The sequence below is a fragment of the Pseudomonas crudilactis genome (assembly GCF_013433315.1).
GTDB classification, from domain to species: Bacteria; Pseudomonadota; Gammaproteobacteria; order Pseudomonadales; family Pseudomonadaceae; genus Aquipseudomonas; species Aquipseudomonas crudilactis.
In genome coordinates this window covers 261800-282529 of the sequence record NZ_WXVV01000003.1, presented here as the reverse complement: position 1 = coordinate 282529, position 20730 = coordinate 261800, and the positions used below count along the sequence as shown (strand labels likewise).

The following is a 20730-nucleotide window of genomic DNA, read 5'->3' as shown; positions in this document are numbered from 1 at the left end:
AATTCTTCAACAACTTCAACCACTTGCGCTTCCGATCTCTCGTCAGCGGGAGGCGAATTCTACAGCGTTACACGCTGCTGTCAACACCTCTTTTTCAACTTCCTTTTGGCTTCGATGACCTGAAGCTACCTGCTGCCGAAACTTACATAACTCATTGAATCTCAAGGAGTTTTCCGTTTCGACTGCGCCGGAAGTGGGGCGAATTATAGACATCTGAAATCTGCCGTCAACACCTATTTTCATAATTCTGTCACATCGGTCAAAAAACCCCGAAAACACGAAGGCCGACCCAGAGGGGTCGGCCTTCGTTGCATCGCCCTTCTACTTACAGGCTAGGGAAGGCGAACTGTGAAGCCTCATGGCTAGCACGCTGTGGCCAGCGCTGAGTGATCGCCTTGCGACGGGTATAGAAGCGCACACCATCCGGACCATATGCATGCAGGTCACCAAACAGCGAACGCTTCCAACCGCCGAAGCTGTGGTAAGCCACCGGCACCGGCAGCGGCACGTTGACGCCAACCATGCCGACTTCGATCTCGTCACAGAACAGACGCGCCGCTTCACCGTCACGGGTGAAGATGCAGGTGCCGTTGCCGTATTCATGATCATTGATCAGTTGCATCGCCTCTTCCAGGCTATTCACGCGAACGATGCACAGGACCGGTCCGAAGATCTCTTCTTTATAGATGCGCATCTCAGGGGTGACGTTGTCGAACAGGCAGCCACCGAGGAAGAAGCCTTCTTCGTGACCGGCCACGCTGAAACCACGACCGTCGACTACCAGGGTCGCGCCCGCCGCCACGCCGTCATCAACGTAACCACTGACTTTGTCGCGCGCCTGACCGGTGACCAGCGGCCCCATGTCCAGACCGCACGAAGTGCCGGCACCGATTTTCAGCGCCTGGATCTGTGGAACCAGTTTGGCCACCAGCGCATCGGCCACTTGATCGCCTACACAAACGGCAACCGAAATCGCCATGCAACGCTCGCCACAGGAACCGTACGCCGCGCCCATCAGTGCGCTGACCGCGTTGTCCAGATCGGCATCAGGCATCAGCACCGCGTGGTTCTTCGCGCCGCCCAGTGCCTGAACGCGCTTGCCGCGCTTGGTACCTTCGGCATAGATGTATTCAGCAATCGGCGTCGAACCGACAAAACTCAGCGCTTTGACTTCCGGCGCTTCGATGAGCGCATCCACCGCAGTCTTGTCACCGTGCACCACGCTCATCACACCTTTCGGCAAACCGGCTTCGAGCAGCAGCTGAGCGATCAGCAGTGTCGAGCTTGGATCACGCTCGGACGGCTTGAGGATGAAGCAGTTGCCGCAGACGATCGCCAGTGGGTACATCCACAGCGGCACCATGGCCGGGAAGTTGAACGGGGTGATCCCGGCAACGATGCCCAGCGGCTGAAAGTCCGACCATGCGTCGATGTTCGGGCCAACGTTGCGGCTGTACTCGCCCTTGAGGATTTCTGGCGCTGCGCAGGCAAACTCGACGTTCTCGATACCGCGCTTCAATTCACCGGCAGCGTCTTCCAGGGTCTTGCCGTGTTCTTCGCTGATCAATTGCGAGATGCGCGCTTCGTTCTGCTCGAGCAGTTGCTTGAAGCGGAACATCACCTGGGCGCGTTTGGCCGGTGGCGTGTTGCGCCAGGCCGGGAACGCAGCCTTGGCGGCATCGATGGCTTTCTGGATGGTGGCCTGGCTGGCCAGTGGCAGCTTGTGGATAGCCTGACCGGTAGACGGGTTGAACACATCAACCGCGCGACCGTTCTCGGTCACCAGTTCGCCATTGATCAAATGCGGGATAACGCTCATCGAAAACTCCTGAATGCTTGTCCGCAGACGCCCGCGAAGGGCGCCGGCTGTTTGTACTTATATATAGAGGGAAAAATCAGTCGAGCTTGTTCAGCACTTCGCCGACCGCGTCGAACAGACGATCGAGGTCTTGCGGCTTGCTGTTGAAGGTTGGGCCGAACTGCAGGGTGTCGCCGCCAAAGCGCACGTAGAACCCGGCTTTCCACAGGGCCATGCCCGCTTCGAAAGGACGCACGATGGCGTCGCCGTCACGCGGGGCAATCTGAATGGCACCGGCCAGGCCGAAGTTACGGATGTCGATAACGTTCTTCGCACCTTTCAAGCCATGCAGCGCGTTTTCGAAATGCGGCGCGACTTCCGCGACGCTCTGCACCAGGTTTTCTTTTTGCAGCAGATCGAGTGCCGCCAGGCCAGCGGCGCAAGCCACCGGGTGCGCCGAGTAGGTGTAGCCGTGCGGAAATTCCACGGCGTACTCCGGGGTCGGCTGATTCATGAAGGTCTGGTAGATCTCGGAGCTGGCAATCACCGCGCCCATCGGGATCGCGCCGTTGGTGACTTGCTTGGCGATGCACATCAGGTCCGGAGTAACGCCAAAGGTGTCGGCACCGAACATGTTGCCGGTACGGCCGAAACCGGTGATCACTTCGTCGAACACCAACAGAATGCTGTGCTGATCGCAAATTTCGCGCAGACGTTTCAGGTAACCCTGCGGCGGCACCAGTACGCCAGCGGAACCGGCCATAGGCTCAACGAATACCGCGGCGATGTTCGAAGCGTCGTGCAATTCGATCAGCTTCAGCAGCTCATCGGCCAAAGCGATACCGCCCTGCTCCGGCATGCCACGGGAGAACGCATTGCTCGCCAGCAACGTGTGCGGCAGGTGATCGACGTCCATCATCGCCTGACCGAACAGTTTGCGGTTGCCATTGACGCCGCCCAGGCTGGTGCCGGCGATGTTCACGCCGTGGTAACCACGGGCACGGCCGATCATTTTGGTCTTGGTCGACTGGCCTTTCAGGCGCCAGTAGGCACGGACCATTTTCACCGCAGTGTCAGCGCACTCGGAACCGGAGTCGGTGAAGAACACATGGTTCAGATTTCCCGGGGTCAGCTCGGTGATTTTCTCGGCCAGCTGGAACGACAGCGGATGGCCGTACTGGAAACCCGGCGAGTAATCGAGGGTGCCCAACTGCTTGGAGACCGCTTCCTGAATTTCCTTGCGGGTGTGGCCGGCGCCACAGGTCCACAGGCCAGATAGCGAGTCGTATACCCGGCGGCCCTTGTCGTCGATCAGCCAGCTGCCTTCGGCGCCAACGATCAAACGCGGATCGCGCTGGAAATTGCGGTTGGCGGTGTACGGCATCCAGTGCGCGTCCAGCTTCAGTTGGCTGGCCAGTGGCGACGGCGCGTTTTCAGGCATGTTCATCGGGCAAAACCTCGCAGGGCATAAGCGTCAGGGAGATAAAAAGCGTTGTTGCAGCTAAATTGCCACGCGGATAAAGTCGGTGAAATTCAACTCTTCTAACCTTCAGTTAGAACTTTGCTAAACAATGAGAACAATAAGATGAGCAGTCGCCGCCCCGATCCGCTGGCCCAGGTCAGTGACTTTGATATTCGCCTGCTGCGGATTTTTCGCAGCGTGGTGGAGTGCGGCGGCTTCTCGGCGGCGGAAACCGTGCTCGGCATCGGTCGCTCGGCGATCAGCCAGCAGATGAGTGATCTGGAGCAGCGCCTCGGTTTGCGTCTATGCCAGCGTGGTCGTGCGGGGTTTTCGCTGACCGAAGAAGGCCGTGAGGTGTATCAATCGGCGCTGCAACTATTAAGTGCGCTGGAAAGTTTTCGCACTGAGGTCAACGGCCTGCACCAGCATTTGCGTGGTGAGCTGATCATCGGCCTGACCGACAACCTCGTCACCCTGCCCCACATGCGCATCACCCACGCCCTCGCTCAGTTGAAGGAGCGCGGACCGGATGTGCAGATTCAGATCCGCATGATTGCGCCGAATGAAGTTGAACAAGGCGTGCTCGACGGGCGACTGCATGTTGGCGTGGTGCCGCAGGCCAGTGCGTTGTCGGGACTGGAATATCAGCCGTTGTACAGCGAGCGTTCGCTGCTTTATTGCGCGGTGGGGCATCCGCTGTTTTATGTCGATGACAAGCAACTGGATGACGAACGTCTAAACAGTCAGGACGCGATTGCCCCGACCTTTCGTCTGCCGGCGGATATTCAGGCGCATTACCAGGCGCTTAATTGCACGGCCAGTGCTTCTGACCGTGAGGGTATGGCGTTTCTGATTTTGACCGGGCGATACATTGGTTATCTGCCGGATCATTACGCCAGCCTTTGGGTGCAGCAAGGTCGTTTGCGTGCGCTGAAATCGCAAACGCGTTTTTACGACCTGAGCCTGGCATCGGTCACGCGCAAGGGCCGGCGCCCTCATTTGGTGCTGGAAAGCTTTTTGGAGAGTCTGGCGGCGACGCGCTGAAAATCCTCTGATGCCCGCCAGTATTGGGCCTTGGCGACAAATTCGGCAAATAACCTGAGCAAGTGGACAGCTTTTTGCAATGCAGGATCAACCCCGATCCTTCAACAAGAAGCCCTAAGCCATGCAGCCAGATTCCGCACCGTCCAGCGACCTGATCTACGGCCTCAACGACCGCCCCAAACCACTCGCCGCGACACTCGCGGCACTGCAACACGTGCTCGCCAGTTTCGTCGGCATCATCACCCCGCCATTGGTGATCGGCTCGGCCCTCGGGCTGACCGCGCATTTGCCGTACCTGATCAGCATGGCCTTGATGGTTTCGGGTGTCGGCACCTTTATTCAGGCGCGGCGACCATTCGGCATTGGCGCGGGTATGATCTGTCTGCAAGGCACCAGTTTTGCTTTTCTTGGTGCGGTGCTGTCGGCGGGGTTTCTGGTCAAGCAACGTGGCGGCAGCCCGGAAGACATTCTGGCGATGATCTTCGGTGTGTGCTTTTTCGGCGCGCTGGTGCAGATCGTTCTCAGCCGTTTCATCGGTCAATTGCGCAGAGTCGTCACGCCGCTGGTGACAGGGATCGTTATCACTCTGATCGGCATCAGCCTGATCAAGGTCGGCATCACTGATCTCGGCGGCGGCTTCAATGCGCCTGACTTCGGTGCGCCGGGCAATCTGGCGCTTGGCGTGTTCGTGCTGCTGACGATCATTCTGCTCAACCGCTCGAACACGCCATGGGTGCGCTTGTCGGCAATCATTATCGGTTTGCTGCTCGGCAGTCTGGCCGCGTGGTTCAGTGGGAAACTGGTGCCGCAGCCGTTGCCTGACTTGCCACTGGTGAGTTTTCCTACACCGTTCAAGTTTGGCTTCAGCTTCGACTGGACGGCTTTCCTGCCGGTCGCGCTGATTTATCTGATCAGCACCATCGAAACCGTCGGCGACCTCACCGCCAACTGCATGCTCGCTCGCCAACCGATCAGCGGCGCTTCTTATATAAGCCGCCTGCGCGGTGGCGTACTCGGTGACGGCGTGAGCTGCATGATCGCCGCGACCTTCAGCGCTTTCCCCAACACCACCTTCGCGCAGAACAACGGCGTGATCCAGTTGACCGGCGTCGCCAGCCGCTACGTCGGTTTGTACATCGGCGCGATCCTGTTTTGTCTGGGTATGTTTCCAATGATCGGCGCGGTGCTGCAACAGATTCCGAAACCGGTGCTCGGCGGCGCGACCCTGGTGATGTTCGGCGCGGTGGCCGCTGCCGGCGTGCGCATCCTCGCGCAGTCGCCGCTGGATCGGCGCAGCATGTTGATCATCGCCACGTCATTCGGCGTCGGTCTGGGCATTGCCGCGCAACCGAACCTGCTGCACCTGCTGCCAAAACTGGTGCAGAACCTGTTTGACTCGGCGATCACCAGCGGTGGTCTGACCGCGATCATCCTTTGCCTGCTGCTGCCGGAGTCGAAACCAGAGGCCGCTGAAGCACCTGCTTCGCTGAACAAGATCGAACAGGCGTAACGGTTTTATTGCGCAAGGACTTGTCGGATGCCTGTGGGTGCGCTATCAACGCAACTGGTTGCACCCACAGACAAACCCGGAAGTGCCTATGACCTTTGAAGTCCCAGCCCATGGCGGCAAGCCCGCCAGCCGCATTCGTCAGAAGAACGAAGAGACCATCCTCAAAGCCGCCGAAGACGAGTTCGCCCGTCACGGTTACAAAGGCACCAGCATGAACACCATCGCGCAGAATGCCGGGTTGCCCAAGGCGAACCTGCATTACTACTTCACCAACAAACTCGGTTTGTACGTGGCGGTGCTGAGCAACATCATCGAGCTGTGGGACAGCACCTTCAACACACTCACGGCCGAGGACGATCCGGCCGAAGCGCTGACCCGTTACATTCGCGCCAAGATGGAATTCTCCCGTCGTCAGCCACAGGCCTCGCGGATCTTTGCGATGGAAGTGATCAGCGGCGGCGAATGCCTGACCGAATATTTCAATCAGGATTACCGCGCCTGGTTCACTGGCCGCGCGGCGGTGTTTCAGGCGTGGATCGATGCCGGCAAAATGGACCCGGTGGATCCGGTGCACCTGATCTTCCTGTTGTGGGGCAGCACCCAGCACTACGCTGACTTCGCCACGCAGATCTGTCGCGTCAGCGGTCGCAGCAAGCTGACCAAGCAGGACATGGAAGACGCCGGCAACAACCTGATCCGCATCATTCTCAAAGGCTGCGGCCTCACTCCTCCTCTATAAGACGCTTATGCCTTTCACCCTCAGCGGTTTTTGCGAATACCGCGAAGAGATTCGCAAAAGCCGCTTTATCACCTTCGCCATGCCGATCGGCAGCCCTGCCGAGGCGCAGGCGTTTTTTGAACAGCACAGCGATTTCAACGCCTCGCACAATTGCTGGGCGTGGAAACTCGGCGATCAATACCGCAGTAACGACGATGGCGAACCGGGCGGCACGGCCGGGCGACCGATTCTGGCGGCGATTGAAGCGCAGGATTGCGATCAGGTCGCGGTGCTGGTGATTCGTTGGTACGGCGGCATTCAACTCGGTACCGGCGGTTTGGCCCGGGCCTATGGCGGTGGTGCGAACAAGTGTTTGCAAACGGCAGCCAAAATCGAATTGATCAGCCGGGTGCCGTTAAGTTGCGCTTGCGGGTTTGCCGAGTTGGCGCTGGTGAAGTTGCGGGTCGCGGATCTGGGTGGGTTGGTTGTTGAAGAAAACTTCACGGCAAACGGGGTTGAGTTGAAGTTGGCGGTGGGTGAGGCGCAGATCGAGCTGTTGCAAAGCCAATTGGCGGATTTAAGTCGTGGGCGGATTTTGTTGCAGCGGTGAAGCAAGATTGAAAGATCGTCCGAAGGCTGCGATCTTTTGGGGCGGACCCGATTTTCCTTATTCCACGGACTTGCCCACATCTGCTGTGCACCCGGCTGTGGATAACCTGAGTACATTCTGCTGTAACCCTTCTGTCACGTGGCTTTGCGCGGTTTGTTCACTTTTCGTTCAATTCCCCCGACGAAACGATTTTTTCTAACAGGAACAGTCAGTTAGCTCGGTTTATCACCATTAGAAGAAAGCACCGCAGTGCTTATGCCCGGGTTTTCAGCTTGCGCACAATAACTGTGGAGCAACCTGTGGATAACCCGTTCATGGCTGGCGCAGTCGCAGGTCCTGCCTAGTCCACAGGGGTTTGCTCGTTTTTTGATCAGTTGCCAGCGAGCAAAACTGGAGCCCGGTCAACGGCTTTGCTCTGAATTGGTGCCGTTAGCCCAGCTCATTTTGAAGGCAATGCTCTGCCTCAGGCACTCGCACATGCGGCCCGCTCGCGTTCCTGACTCAATGGCCAGGAAATTGCTTTATCCACAGGCACAACTCCAAGCAAGTCGAGCCTGTCATGTCCATTGCTCCTGCAACCCCGCGCCTGCAACTGCGCCAGATCAGCAAACGTTATCCCGGTTGTCTGGCCAACGATGCCATCGACCTGACCATCGCCCCCGGCGAAATCCACGCCCTGCTCGGTGAAAACGGTGCGGGCAAAAGTACCCTGATGAAGATTATCTACGGCGTCACCCAGGCTGATTCGGGCGAGATGTTCTGGCAAGGCCAGCGGGTCATCATCCGCAATCCGGCACAGGCGCGGCAGTTGGGCATCGGCATGGTGTTCCAGCATTTCTCCCTGTTCGAAACCCTCAGCGTGGCGCAGAACATTGCGCTGGCGATGGGTGCTGCGGCCGGCACACCGAAACAACTGGAACCGAAGATTCGCGAAGTGTCGCGCCGCTATGGCATGGCGCTGGAACCGGAGCGACTTGTCCACAGCCTGTCGATCGGCGAGCGGCAACGGGTGGAAATCATTCGCTGCCTGATGCAGGACATTCGTCTGCTGATCCTCGATGAGCCAACTTCAGTGCTGACCCCGCAGGAGGCAGATGAGTTGTTCGTCACCCTGCGCCGCCTCGCCGCCGAGGGCTGCAGCATTCTGTTTATCAGCCACAAACTCGGCGAAGTACGCGCGCTGTGTCACAGCGCGACGGTTCTGCGCGGCGGGCGCGTGGCCGGGCATTGCGTGCCGGCCGAATGTTCCGATCAGCAATTGGCGCAATTGATGGTTGGCGAAGCGGCGGCGTTGATTGGTGACTATCCGAAAGTCAGCGGCGGCGCGGCGTTTTTGCAGGTGAAGGGCTTGAGCTGGCACAACCCCGATCCGTTCGGCTGTTCGCTGACTGACATTGATGTGCAGGTACGCAGCGGTGAGATCGTCGGTATCGCCGGGGTTGCCGGTAATGGTCAGGATGAGTTGCTGGCCCTGCTCAGCGGCGAACAAACCCTGCCTGGGGCGGAAGCCGCGACCATTCGATTCGCTGAGCAACACGTCGCCGATCTGCGCCCGGATGCGCGTCGCAAACTCGGCCTGGCGTTCGTGCCGGCAGAGCGTCTCGGCCATGGTGCGGTGCCGGAATTGAGTCTGGCCGATAACGCTCTGCTCACCGCGTTCCAGCAAGGCTTGGTCAGCCACGGTTTGATCGAGCGCGGCAAAGTCGAAGCCCTCGCCCAGCAAATCATTCAGCGCTTCGGCGTGAAAACCCCGAACACGCAAACCGCTGCGCGCAGCCTGTCCGGCGGCAACCTGCAGAAATTCATCCTCGGCCGGGAAATCCTCCAGCAACCGAAACTGCTGATCGCTGCGCACCCGACATGGGGCGTCGACGTCGGCGCCGCGGCGACCATTCACCGTGCGTTGATTGCGTTACGCGATGCGGGCGCAGCGATTCTGGTGATTTCCGAAGACCTCGACGAACTGTTCCAGATCAGCGACCGCCTCGGCGCGTTGTGCGGTGGCCGTTTGTCGGCGCTGCACAACACGGGCGATACCCAACTCAGCGACGTCGGTGGCTGGATGGCCGGCCAGTTCGATCATTCACCTTCAGCCGCCACGGTTTAACGGAGTTTTACTCATGCTGCTTTCCCTCGAACCCCGTGGCCAGCAATCGCGCCTGATGCTGTGGTGCTCGCCGTTATTGGCGGCGGCGCTGACGCTCGGTTGCGGCTCGCTGCTGTTTATCGCCCTCGGTCACGACCCGCTGCAAACCTTGCACACGCTGCTGATCGCGCCGGTCAGCGACTTGTATGGCGTCTCCGAATTGCTGGTCAAAGCGCTACCGATTCTGCTCTGCGCACTGGGCTTGGCAGTGGCCTATCAGGCGCGGATCTGGAACATCGGCGCTGAGGGGCAATTGCTTCTCGGCGCGCTGGCCGGCAGTGCGTTGGCGGTGAACATCATCGACCTGCAAAGCCGTTGGGCGCTGGTGTTGATTCTGCTCACCGGCACCCTCGCCGGCGCCGCATGGGCCGGGCTGACGGCGTGGTTGCGCACACGCTTCAACGCCAACGAAATTCTCACCAGCATCATGCTCAATTACATCGCCCTGAACCTGCTGCTGTTCTGCGTGCACGGGCCGCTGAAGGATCCGGCCGGATTCAACTTTCCGGAGTCGGCGATGTTCGGTGACGCCAGCCGTTTGCCGCTGTTGATGGAGGATGGCCGCGTGCACGCCGGGGTGTATTTCGCCCTGCTCGCACTGGTCGCGGTGTGGGTGTTGTTGCAGAAAAGCTTTGTCGGTTTCCAGATCAAAGTGCTCGGGCTGGACAAGCGTGCGGCGGGGTTTGTCGGCTTTCGCGAGAAGCGTTTGATCTGGCTGGCGCTGTTGATCAGCGGCGGTTTGGCGGGGCTTGCGGGTGTCTGCGAAGTCACCGGACCGATTGGGCAATTGGTGCCGCAGGTGTCGCCGGGTTATGGCTACGCGGCAATTACCGTGGCGTTTCTCGGGCGCCTGAATCCGATCGGGATTTTGTTTTCGAGTCTGCTGATGGCGCTGCTGTACATCGGCGGCGAGAGTGCGCAAATGAGCCTGAATCTGCCGCAGGCGATCACCCAGTTGTTTCAGGGAATGATGCTGTTTTTCCTGCTCGCCTGTGACGTGCTGATTCTCTATCGACCACGCCTGAATCTGCGCTGGGTGAAGCGCACCTCGACCACCGCCGTAACCGCCGGAGCGCTGTGATGGATATCGATCTGTTGAGCAATATTTTCTACGCCATGGTGCGTTGCGGCACGCCGTTGTTGCTGGTGGCGTTGGGAGAGCTGATCTGCGAGAAGAGCGGCGTGCTCAATCTTGGGCAGGAAGGGATGATGCTGTTTGGCGCGGTGATCGGTTTTATCGTCGCGCTGAACAGCGGCAACCTGTGGCTGGGCGTGTTGTTGGCGATGCTTGCCGGAATGTTGCTGTCGTCGCTGTTTGCGGTGGTGGCGCTGGTGTTCAACGCCAACCAGGTGGCGACCGGTTTGGCCCTGACGATTTTTGGTGTCGGGCTGTCAACCTTTGTCGGCGCGGCCTGGGTGGGTAAACCGCTGGCCGGTTTTGAGCCGTTGGCGATTCCTTGGCTGAGTGAAATTCCGCTGATCGGGCGGATGCTGTTTGCCCAGGATCTGCTGGTGTATCTGTCGTTCGCGCTGTTTGCGCTGGTGGCGTGGGTGATCATCAAAAGTCGTGTCGGGTTGATCATTCAGGCGGTTGGCGAGAATCCGGATGCGGCCAGTGCGATGGGGCTGCCGGTGTTGACCGTGCGTACCTTGGCGGTGCTGTTTGGCGGGGCGATGGCCGGGTTGGCCGGGGCGTATCTGTCGCTGGCGTACACGCCGATGTGGGCGGAAAACATGACCGCCGGGCGCGGCTGGATCGCGCTGGCGCTGGTGGTGTTTGCCAGTTGGCGGGTGTGGCGGTTGTTGCTTGGCGCATATCTGTTTGGCCTCGCCAGCATCCTGCATTTGGTGGCGCAAGGGTTGGGGCTGGCGATTCCGTCGAGTTTGCTGGCGATGCTGCCGTATGTGGCGACGATTGTGGTGTTGGTGTTGTTGTCGCGGGATGCGTTGCGGACGCGGTTGTATGCACCGGTTTCGCTGGGGCAGCCTTGGCAGTCAGGGCATTGATGTAGTGATTTCAATGCCCCTATCGCGAGCAGGCTCACTCCCACAGTTGACCTCATTCCCCTGTGGGAGCGAGCTTGCTCGCGAAGGCGTCCGCACAGGCAACACCTGAGCAATGCCCCACGCCAGTTCGAAGACCAGGAAAACAATCAGAATCGAACTCGCACCATGGGCAAGCGCATACGCTTGCCACCCCGCAAACAAAAATCTGGCCACCGCGTCATACCTTCCATAAAGCGCCTGCGGATCACGAATCCGCAGCACCGCCCAAACACACACCACCGATCCCAGCAGATTCGCCATCAACATATGCACAGGCTGAAACACCGGCAGCTCGCCGGGCAAATTCAGTGCGCTCAACAACCCGTGCACAAGCGCAAAACTCCACGGAGTGGCAAACGCTGCCGTGACGATCAGGTCATACCAGGCACTGCCGCGCACCACGTGGCGATACTGCGTTGAAGTCCACATCATTCATGCTCCAGAAATTCAGGGAGCAAGCACGGTAAAGCCTGGAGTATGCTCCAGGGTCAATAGCCCTTTTGAGAGTCGCCATGCGCATCGGTGAATTAGCCCTGGCCAGCGCCGTCAGCCGTGACACCCTGCGTTTCTACGAGCAGCGCGGGTTGATTTCGGCGCAGCGCAGTGCCAATGGTTACCGCGACTATCCACCGGAGATGGTGCAACTGGTGCTCTATATCAAAACGGCGCAGCGTCTGGGATTTACCCTCGGCGAGATCGGTGACAGTGTCGCGGCGTTGTGGAACGCGCCCGATCCGGACAACGCTGTGGCGCAGTTGCTGCGCGACAAACTGCAATTGATCGAAACCCGCATGCGCGAACTCGACGTTCTGCGGCAGGAGTTGCAACTTCGGCTCCGTCAGGCCTGTCCATTGAATCCATGATCCTCATTCATCAAGGAAGCCCATCATGTCTGCAAAAAACGCACTGATCATCGGCGCCTCCCGGGGCCTTGGCCTTGGTCTGGTGAAAACCCTGCTGGCCGACGGCTGGCAAGTCACGGCTACTGTGCGTAATCCTGCCAATGCCGACGCACTTCAAGCATTAGGCAAGGTGCGGATCGAGAAGCTTGATATGGACGACCAGCAAGCGGTGATCGCGTTGAGTCAGCAACTCAAGGGCGAAACCTTTGACCTGCTGTTCGTCAACGCCGGGGTCAAAGGCCCGGCAGATCAGTCCCCGGGCGGCGCGACACTGGCTGAGGTCGGTCAGTTGTTTTTCACCAACGCGGTGGCACCGATCAATCTGGCACAACGCTTCGTCGGGCAGATTCGTGATGGCAGCGGCGTGCTGGCGTTCATGAGTTCCGTGCTCGGCAGCGTGACCATGCCGGACTCGCCGGGACTGGCGCTGTACAAGGCCAGCAAGGCAGCGCTGAATTCGATGACCAACAGTTTTGTCACGCAATTGGGTGAGCAGAAGATGACGGTGTTGTCGCTGCATCCGGGTTGGGTGAAGACCGATATGGGCGGCGAAGCGGCTGACCTTGACGTGCAAACCAGCACCCGTGGGCTGGTCGATCAGGTGAATGCGTATGCCGGCAAGGGTGGGCATCACTTCATCAATTACAAGGGTGAAACGATCCCCTGGTAAGCCCCCAAATCCCCTGTAGGAGTGAGCCTGCTCGCGATAGCGGTGTGTCAGACACTGATCTTCCGACTGACACACCGCTATCGCGAGCAGGCTCACTCCTACAAGGGACCGTGGTGAGTGGTCGGGTTGGGCTTGCCCGATGCAGCGTTTTGTTTGAAACTGCGCACCTCGTCCCCCGCGGCGACCCTGGATCAGCAGACAGGGCATCACTGAGCTGGCAACCCTGAACCCCATTTTCAGAGGAGCCGGCAACATGCCCGCGACCCGTACCTGGTTAAAAAATCCCCTCGCCATTTTCACCTCCAACGAGCTCGACGCCCGTGGCGGTCTTGTTGTGCAAGACGGTGTCATCGTCGAAGTGCTGGCTGCCGGCCAACAACCGTCGGCGCCGTACAATGAAATCTTCGATGCCCGCGAGCATGTGATCCTGCCGGGCCTGATCAACACCCACCACCACTTCTATCAAACCCTCACCCGCGCCTGGGCGCCGGTGGTCAATCAGCCGTTGTTTCCGTGGCTGAAAACCCTTTATCCGGTGTGGGCGCGACTGACGCCTGAGAAACTCGCCCTCGCGACCAAAGTCGCTTTGGCTGAGTTGCTGCTGTCGGGTTGCACCACCGCTGCCGACCACCACTACCTGTTCCCGGACGGTCTGGAAAACGCCATCGACGTACAGGTCGAAAGCGTCCGTGAACTGGGCATGCGCGCCATGCTCACTCGCGGTTCGATGAGCCTCGGCGAAAAGGACGGCGGCCTGCCACCGCAGCAGACCGTGCAGGAAGGCCAGGTGATTCTCGACGACAGTCAGCGCCTGATTCACGAGTACCACGAGCGCGGCGATGGTGCGCAGATCCAGATCGCGCTGGCGCCGTGCTCGCCGTTCTCGGTGACCCCGGAAATCATGTCGGCCAGTGCTGACCTGGCAAACAAGCTCGACGTACGCCTGCACACGCATCTGGCCGAAACACTCGATGAAGAAGATTTCTGCCTGCAGCGTTTCGGCCTGCGCACCGTCGATTATCTGGACAGCGTCGGCTGGCTCGGCCCGCGCACCTGGCTGGCCCACGGCATCCACTTCAACCCGGACGAAATCGCTCGTCTCGGTCAGGCGGGTACCGGTATTTGCCATTGCCCGAGTTCGAACATGCGCCTGGCTTCCGGCATTTGCCCGAGTATTGATCTGACTGACGCGGGCGCGCTGTTTGGTCTGGGCGTCGATGGTTCGGCGTCCAACGATGCCTCGAACATGATTCTCGAAGCGCGTCAGGCCCTGTACATCCAGCGCCTGCGTTACGGCGCCGAGAAGATCACCCCGAAACGCGTGCTGGGCTGGGCGACCAAAGGTTCGGCGAGCTTGTTGGGCCGTACTGACATTGGTGAGATTGCCATGGGCAAGCAGGCGGATCTGGCATTGTTCAAGCTCGATGAGCTGCGCTTCTCCGGCAGCCATGATCCGATTTCGGCGCTGCTGTTGTGCGGCGCGGATCGTGCGGATCGAGTGATGATCGGTGGCAAGTGGCGCGTGGTGGATGGCCAGGTTGAAGGGCTGGATCTGAAAGGCCTGATCGCCGATCACAGCCAGGCGGCGCGCCAGTTGATCGCAGGTACCTGATCCCTGTGGGAGCGAGCTTGCTCGCGAAGGCGTCGTGTCAGTCAGTACTTGAGTGGACTGATACACAGCTTTCGCGAGCAAGCTCGCTCCCACAGTTGTTTAGCGTCAGGTTCAGAGACCGAGCAGGGACAACATGATGAACGTCGCGAACAGCACGAAGTGCGTCATGCCTTCGATGGCATTGGTCTCGCCGTCATTCAAGTTGATCGCGCTGACGATCAGCGTAATGAAGATCATCACCGTCTGCACCGGCGTCATCGCCATTTGAAATGGCTGGCCGGTGTACAGCGCCATCGCCTCCATCACCGGCACCGTCAGAATCACCGTCGACAGTGACGCGCCCATCGCAATGTTCACCACCGACTGCATGCGGTTGGCCAACGCTGCGCGCAACGCCGTCAAAATCTCCGGCGCCGCGGAAATCGCCGCGACCAGAATCGCCGTGATCACCGGCGGTGCGCCCGTGCCTTCCAGGCCCAGATCGAGGGTCTTCGACATCACTTCGGCCAGGGCGCCGATCACCACAATGCCAAATACCAGAATGCCGATCGACAGGCCGATGCTCGGTGCTTTCGCCTGCGCGTCCTGCGGTTCTTTCTTGCGGCGTTTGTCCGGATAGCTGTAGCTGAAAAAGTAACTGTGCGGGCCGACCTGCATGCGCAGGAACAACGCATACAGCACCACCATCGCGCCGATGGTGAACGCCGAATAAATCTTCCAGTTGGCCTCGGGAATAAACTCCGGCACCACCATCGACACGCCCATGGCGGTGAGGATCATCACGCTGTAGCTGCGCGCTGAATCGTCGTTGTAGGACTGTTCGCCGTGCTTGATCCCGCCCATCAGCGCGGCGAGGCCGAGGATGCCGTTGATGTCGAGCATCACCGCGGAATAGATCGTGTCGCGCACCAGTGTGGGCGACGCTTCGTTGCTCATCATGATCGCCAGAATCACCACTTCGACCAGCACGGCCGCGAGCGTGAGGATCATCGTGCCGTAAGGGTCGCCGACCTTTTCGGCGAGCAATTCGGCGTGATGGGCGACGCGCATTGAGGCGGCGACGATGAACGCGATCAGCACCAGGCCGGCAGTCAGCGCGACGATCTGGCCGCTGTGCAGCATCCAGTGTTCGAGCGGATAGGCGACGCACGCGGCGATGACGGCCAGGAGCAGAAAGCTTTCTTGCTTGAGGATTGTGAGCATGGCGGGCCTTTTTGCCGAAGAGAGCGAATGAGCTACTGACTGCGGGGCGGCGCTAACGTTTCGTTACACCTTAGCGCACCAAGCGATGGCAGCTGGTTTCAGGCATGCACTTTTATTGGCCCTGCCGACCCCTTCGCGAGCAAGCTCGCTCCCACATTGAAATGCGACCCCCTGTGGGAGCGAGCTTGCTCGCGAAGGCCGCGCCTCGGTTCTGGAATGTTTGTTGTCCTGTTGGTCAGCAATTTGCATTGGCCCTGACCACACACAACAAAATGGAGCTCCAATTCATGCAAATACGTCCGCTGCACAAACTGCTGTGCGCCGTCCTCGGTCTGGGGATCAGCCTGAGCGCCAGCGCTGCCGATCCGCTGAAGGTCGGTTTCGTCTACATCGGTCCGATTGGCGACCACGGCTGGACGTATCAGCATGAGCAGGGGCGCAAGGCACTCGCGGAGAAATTCGGCAATCAGATCACCACCAACTACGTCGAGAACGTCGCCGAAGGTGCCGACGCCGAGCGGGTCATCCGCAACATGGCCAAGGACAAGTACGACCTGATTTTCACCACCTCTTTCGGCTACATGAACCCCACTGTCAAAGTCGCCAAGCAGTTTCCCAAGGTGACCTTCGAACACGCCACCGGCTACAAACAGGACAAGAACCTCGGCACCTATCTGGCGCGCACTTACGAGGGGCGTTACGTCGGCGGTTTCCTCGCGGCGAAGATGACCAAGACCAAAAAGATCGGTTACGTCGCTTCGTTCCCGATTCCGGAAGTGATCCGCGACATCAACGCTATCCAGTTGGCCTTGAACAAATACAACCCCGGCACCGAGATCAAAGTGGTGTGGGTCAACTCGTGGTTCGATCCGGGCAAGGAAGCCGATGCAGCCAACGCGCTGATCGATCAGGGCGTCGATGTGGTGTTCCAGCACACCGACAGCCCGGCGCCGATTCAGGCCGCCGAACGTCGTGGCGTGTACGCGGTGGGTTACGCCTCGGACATGGCGCACTTCGGCCCGAAAGCGGTGCTGACGTCGATCGTCAACGACTGGGCGCCGCACTACATTCAGGCGACGCAGAGCGTGATCGATCACAGCTGGAAACCTCAGGATTACTGGGGCGGGTTGAAGGAAGGCACGGTTGAACTGCCGATCAGCGACCTGGTGCCGGCGCCGGTGAAAGCCGAGGCCGAGCAGATCATTGCCGACATCAAGAGTGGCGCGCTGCAACCGTTCACCGGGCCGATCAAGGATCAGGCCGGAGTCGAAAAAATTCCGGCAGGCGTGAGTGCGACGAATGCAGAGCTGGCATCGATGAACTATTACGTGGAAGGCATGAAGGCTGAGATGCCGAAGTAATCCCAGCCCCACCACCATCCCTTGTAGGAGTGAGCCTGCTCGCGATAGCGGTGTTTCAGTCGAGATATCTGAATCTGATACACCGCTATCGCGAGCAGGCTCACTCCTACATTTGATCTTCAGCGTATTCAAGGATTGTGTATGGATCAGCTTCCGATCATCGATATCAGCCCGCTCTATAGTGACGATGAAAACGCCTGGCCTGCCGTCGCCGGGCAAATCGACCAAGCCTGCCGCGAATGGGGCTTTTTCTACATCAAGGGCCATCCGATTTCAGCGCAACGCATCGACGCGGTGCTCGATCAGACTCAGCGTTTTTTTGCCCTGCCCGCAGCGGAAAAACTCAAGATCGACATCACCCAGACCCGCCACCATCGCGGCTACGGTGCGATCGCCACCGAGCAACTCGACCCGAGCAAACCCAGCGATCTGAAAGAAACCTTCGACATGGGCCTGCACCTGCCGGCCGAGCATCCCGACGTGCTCGCTGAAAGACCGTTACGCGGGCCGAACCGGCACCCATCGCAAGCGGGTTGGGAAACCCTGATGGAGCAGCACTACCTCGACATGCAAGCCCTCGCGCAAACCCTGCTGCGCGCGATGACCATCGCCCTGAACATCGAACGCGATTTCTTCGACAGCCGCTTCGTTGACCCGGTCAGCGTCCTGCGCATGATCCATTACCCACCGCGCCACACCGCCAGCTCCGTCGAGCAGCAAGGTGCCGGCGCGCACACCGATTACGGCTGCATCACCCTGCTCTATCAGGACAGCGCCGGCGGCTTGCAAGTGAAAAACGTCAATGGCGAATGGATCGATGCACCGCCGATCGACGGCACTTTCGTGGTCAACCTCGGTGACATGATGGCGCGCTGGAGCAACGACCGTTATCGCTCGACTCCGCACCGGGTGATCAGTCCGCTCGGTGTGGATCGCTATTCGATGCCGTTCTTCGCCGAGCCGCACCCGGACACGCGCATCGAATGCCTGCCCGGATGTCAGGACGCACAGCATCCAGCGAAATATCCGACCACCACCTGCGCCGAATTCCTGCTGTCGCGCTTCGCCGATACCTACGCTTATCGCCGTGAGCAAGAAGCGGTTTGATGGATCGCTTGGTCAGGTTTTGCCAATTGTTTCGGCGAGCATCTGTAGAATGCCGCCATTGCACCTGATGAGAAAAGAATATGTACGACTGGCTCAACGCCTTGCCCAAGGCCGAACTGCACCTGCATCTGGAAGGCTCGCTGGAGCCCGAGCTGCTGTTCGCCCTGGCCGAGCGCAACAAGATCGCCCTGCCGTGGAACGATGTGGAAACCCTGCGCAAGGCTTACGCCTTCAACAACCTGCAGGAATTCCTCGACCTGTATTACCAGGGCGCCGACGTATTGCGCACCTCGCAGGATTTCTACGACCTGACCTGGGCCTACCTGTTGCGTTGCAAAGCGCAGAACGTGATTCACACCGAACCGTTCTTCGACCCGCAGACCCACACCGACCGGGGAATCCCGTTCGAAGTAGTGCTCAACGGCATCGCCGCGGCACTGAAGGATGGCGAGCAGCAACTGGGCATCACCAGCGGTTTGATTCTCAGTTTCCTGCGCCACCTCAGCGAAGAAGAAGCCGAGAAAACCCTCGATCAGGCGCTGCCGTTCCGTGACGCGTTTGTCGCTGTCGGTCTGGACAGCTCCGAGATGGGTCACCCGCCGAGCAAGTTCCAGCGCGTGTTCGATCGTGCCCGTCACGAAGGCTTCCTGACCGTTGCCCACGCTGGCGAAGAAGGCCCACCGGAGTACATCTGGGAAGCCATCGACCTGCTGAAAATCCAGCGTATCGACCATGGCGTACGCGCCATCGAAGACGAGCGTTTGATGCAACGGATCATCGACGAACAGATCCCGTTGACCGTGTGCCCGCTGTCGAACACCAAGCTTTGCGTGTTCGATCACATGTCGCAGCACAACATTCTCGACATGCTCGAGCGTGGCGTGAAGGTTACGGTGAACTCCGATGACCCGGCATACTTCGGTGGTTACGTGACCGAGAACTTCTACGCGCTGCATGAACATTTGGGCATGACCCAGGATCAGGCCAAGCGCCTGGCGCAGAACAGCCTGGATGCGCGACTGGTAAAGCCATAAGCAACACCGCAAAACCCTTGTAGGAGTGAGCCTGCTCGCGATAGCGGAGTGTCAGCTAAAAAATCTATATCTGACACTCCGCTATCGCGAGCAGGCGAAGGCCTACATTGGATCGGTGTTAGCCGATGGATTGGGTTTCAGTCAGCTCTTCGAGGGTTTTCCCCCGCGTCTCCATCCCGAACAACCACACCACCCCCGCCGCGATCGCAAAGCATGCCGCGCCCAGCGCGAACACCCCGCCCTGCCCGGTAATCGGGAACACCAGTCCGGTCACCAATGGCCCGAGCAGCGAACCAACCCGGCCAATTGCCGAGGCAAAGCCCGAGCCTGTCGCCCGCGCCGACGTCGGATACAGCTCCGGCGTGTAGGTGTAGAGCACCGCCCACATGCCGAACAGGAAAAACTGCATCAACAGCCCGGTGCTGATCAGCAGCGCCACGTTGCCGCCAAACACCGCGCTCTGCCCATAAAGAAACGCCATTACACCACCGCCGAGCAACGTGACGATGCACACCGGTTTACGCCCCCAGCGCTCGACCAGCCACGCCGCCATCAAAAACCCGGGAATCCCGCCCAGGGAAATTAGCACGGTGTAATACACCGATTGCGTCACGGCGAAACCCGACTGTTGCAGCAATGCACTCAACCACGACGTCAGCCCATAAAAGCCGAGCAGCGCGAAGAACCACAGGCTCCAGATCATCGTGGTGCGCTGGCGATACTGCGGCGACCAGATCTGTTTGAGCGCCGCAAAGAAATCGCCCGGCGGCGTCACGGTGCGCGGCAAGCGCAGCGGTTCCGGCAGCGCGGCATTCCCGAGCGACGAACGTACCCGCGCCTCGATGCCGTTCAACACCTTGTCTGCCGCCTCATGTCTTCCAGCCTGTTCCAGCCAGCGCGGTGACTCGGGAATGAAAAAGCGGATCGCCAGCACAAACACCGCCGGTACTGCCAGCACCAGAAAGATGTCGCGCCAGCCAATCAGTGGCAGCAGAAAGTAGGACAGCACCCCGGCGGCCACGAAGCCCAGCGGCCAGAAGCCATCCATCAACGCGATGTAGCGCCCGCGGCGTTGCGCTGGAATCAGCTCGGACAACATCGACTGGGCGATCGGAAACTCCATGCCCATGCCAATCCCCAACAGGATGCGGAACAGCGTCAGCGTCTCGACCGTTTGTGCCGTCGAGCACAGATAACTGGCCACGCCCCACAGCACGATGCTCCACTGAAACACCGGTTTGCGGCCGAAGCGATCGGCGAGCATGCCGGACAGCGACGCCCCCAGCACCATGCCGAAAAAGCTCGAACTGGCGAGCAGTCCAGCTTGCGCACTGCTCAAGCCGAACTCGGCTTTGATCGAGCCAAGCAGGAACGTCATCATCGCCAGATCCATGGAGTCGAAGAAAAACGCCAGAGCGATGATGATAAAAATGATCCGGTGATAACCGCTGATCGGCAGTCGTTCCAAGCGTTCTGCCGCACTGTAGCCTTGATTATCCATGCCGCG

Annotated in this window: 18 protein-coding genes; 13 read left to right on the top strand and 5 right to left on the bottom strand. The window is 59.6% G+C overall.

Annotation, left to right across the window (positions count from 1 at the left end):
- Positions 1-325: 325 nt before the first annotated feature.
- The gene (locus tag GTU76_RS05690; protein ID WP_038360740.1) at positions 326-1819 is read right to left on the bottom strand and encodes a CoA-acylating methylmalonate-semialdehyde dehydrogenase; all 1494 of its coding nucleotides are present in this window, start codon (positions 1817-1819) and stop codon (positions 326-328) included.
- 76 nt (positions 1820-1895) lie between these two features.
- Entirely contained in the window at positions 1896-3245 is a 1350-nt protein-coding gene (gene aptA / locus GTU76_RS05685) for an omega-aminotransferase AptA (RefSeq protein ID WP_016987354.1), read from the bottom strand.
- A gap of 138 nt (positions 3246-3383) precedes the next feature.
- Between aptA and GTU76_RS05680 the strand changes: the two genes are divergently transcribed.
- The 7 genes from GTU76_RS05680 to GTU76_RS05650 all read left to right on the top strand — a co-directional run bounded on the left by GTU76_RS05680 (position 3384) and on the right by GTU76_RS05650 (position 11295).
- A complete protein-coding gene (locus GTU76_RS05680; RefSeq protein ID WP_064387741.1) occupies positions 3384-4304 on the top strand; it encodes a LysR family transcriptional regulator in 921 nt (306 codons plus the stop codon).
- A 121-nt stretch (positions 4305-4425) separates the two neighbouring features.
- Entirely contained in the window at positions 4426-5814 is a 1389-nt protein-coding gene (locus tag GTU76_RS05675) for a uracil-xanthine permease family protein (RefSeq protein WP_016987356.1), read from the top strand.
- An 88-nt stretch (positions 5815-5902) separates the two neighbouring features.
- Positions 5903-6553 carry a TetR/AcrR family transcriptional regulator gene (locus GTU76_RS05670; protein WP_016987357.1) on the top strand — a complete coding sequence of 217 codons (651 nt, stop codon included), beginning with the start codon at positions 5903-5905 and terminating at the stop codon, positions 6551-6553.
- Between the two features lie 7 nt (positions 6554-6560).
- On the top strand, positions 6561-7142 hold the full coding sequence (locus GTU76_RS05665) for an IMPACT family protein (RefSeq protein ID WP_016987358.1): 582 nt from the start codon (positions 6561-6563) through the stop codon (positions 7140-7142).
- A 559-nt stretch (positions 7143-7701) separates the two neighbouring features.
- Positions 7702-9249, top strand: a complete 1548-nt coding sequence (locus GTU76_RS05660; protein ID WP_180698226.1) for an ABC transporter ATP-binding protein — start codon at positions 7702-7704, stop codon at positions 9247-9249.
- Between the two features lie 13 nt (positions 9250-9262).
- Positions 9263-10369 carry an ABC transporter permease gene (locus GTU76_RS05655; RefSeq protein WP_180698225.1) on the top strand — a complete coding sequence of 369 codons (1107 nt, stop codon included), beginning with the start codon at positions 9263-9265 and terminating at the stop codon, positions 10367-10369.
- Positions 10369-11295 carry an ABC transporter permease gene (locus GTU76_RS05650; RefSeq protein ID WP_175553082.1) on the top strand — a complete coding sequence of 309 codons (927 nt, stop codon included), beginning with the start codon at positions 10369-10371 and terminating at the stop codon, positions 11293-11295. The genes GTU76_RS05655 and GTU76_RS05650 overlap by 1 nt, the downstream gene beginning before the upstream one ends.
- Here GTU76_RS05650 and GTU76_RS05645 read toward each other — a convergent pair.
- Positions 11284-11763 (bottom strand): hypothetical protein, encoded by a 480-nt coding sequence (locus tag GTU76_RS05645; protein WP_180698224.1) that lies wholly within the window; start codon positions 11761-11763, stop codon positions 11284-11286. The genes GTU76_RS05650 and GTU76_RS05645 overlap by 12 nt on opposite strands.
- A gap of 83 nt (positions 11764-11846) precedes the next feature.
- Between GTU76_RS05645 and GTU76_RS05640 the strand changes: the two genes are divergently transcribed.
- The 3 genes from GTU76_RS05640 to GTU76_RS05630 all read left to right on the top strand — a co-directional run bounded on the left by GTU76_RS05640 (position 11847) and on the right by GTU76_RS05630 (position 14518).
- Positions 11847-12197: a MerR family transcriptional regulator gene (locus GTU76_RS05640; RefSeq protein ID WP_180698223.1), complete on the top strand. Its 351-nt coding sequence runs from the start codon at positions 11847-11849 to the stop codon at positions 12195-12197.
- Between the two features lie 22 nt (positions 12198-12219).
- Entirely contained in the window at positions 12220-12906 is a 687-nt protein-coding gene (locus tag GTU76_RS05635) for an SDR family oxidoreductase (protein ID WP_026000777.1), read from the top strand.
- 253 nt (positions 12907-13159) lie between these two features.
- Entirely contained in the window at positions 13160-14518 is a 1359-nt protein-coding gene (locus GTU76_RS05630; RefSeq protein WP_180698222.1) for an 8-oxoguanine deaminase, read from the top strand.
- A gap of 111 nt (positions 14519-14629) precedes the next feature.
- Here the strand turns inward: GTU76_RS05630 and GTU76_RS05625 are convergent, their stop codons facing one another.
- A complete protein-coding gene (locus tag GTU76_RS05625; RefSeq protein WP_016987365.1) occupies positions 14630-15721 on the bottom strand; it encodes a calcium:cation antiporter in 1092 nt (363 codons plus the stop codon).
- 287 nt (positions 15722-16008) lie between these two features.
- On the opposite strand from GTU76_RS05625, the gene GTU76_RS05620 reads away from it, so the two are divergent.
- The 3 genes from GTU76_RS05620 to GTU76_RS05610 all read left to right on the top strand — a co-directional run bounded on the left by GTU76_RS05620 (position 16009) and on the right by GTU76_RS05610 (position 19223).
- Positions 16009-17082 carry a BMP family ABC transporter substrate-binding protein gene (locus tag GTU76_RS05620; protein WP_180698221.1) on the top strand — a complete coding sequence of 358 codons (1074 nt, stop codon included), beginning with the start codon at positions 16009-16011 and terminating at the stop codon, positions 17080-17082.
- A 141-nt stretch (positions 17083-17223) separates the two neighbouring features.
- Positions 17224-18189, top strand: coding sequence for a 2-oxoglutarate and iron-dependent oxygenase domain-containing protein (locus GTU76_RS05615; protein ID WP_180698220.1), 966 nt, complete (start codon positions 17224-17226; stop codon positions 18187-18189).
- Positions 18190-18269: 80 nt separating this feature from the next.
- Complete coding sequence (locus GTU76_RS05610) at positions 18270-19223, top strand: adenosine deaminase (protein ID WP_008082147.1); 954 nt, start codon at positions 18270-18272, stop codon at positions 19221-19223.
- A 118-nt stretch (positions 19224-19341) separates the two neighbouring features.
- Here GTU76_RS05610 and GTU76_RS05605 read toward each other — a convergent pair whose 3' ends face one another.
- A complete protein-coding gene (locus tag GTU76_RS05605; RefSeq protein ID WP_180698219.1) occupies positions 19342-20724 on the bottom strand; it encodes an MFS transporter in 1383 nt (460 codons plus the stop codon).
- Positions 20725-20730 lie beyond the last annotated feature (6 nt).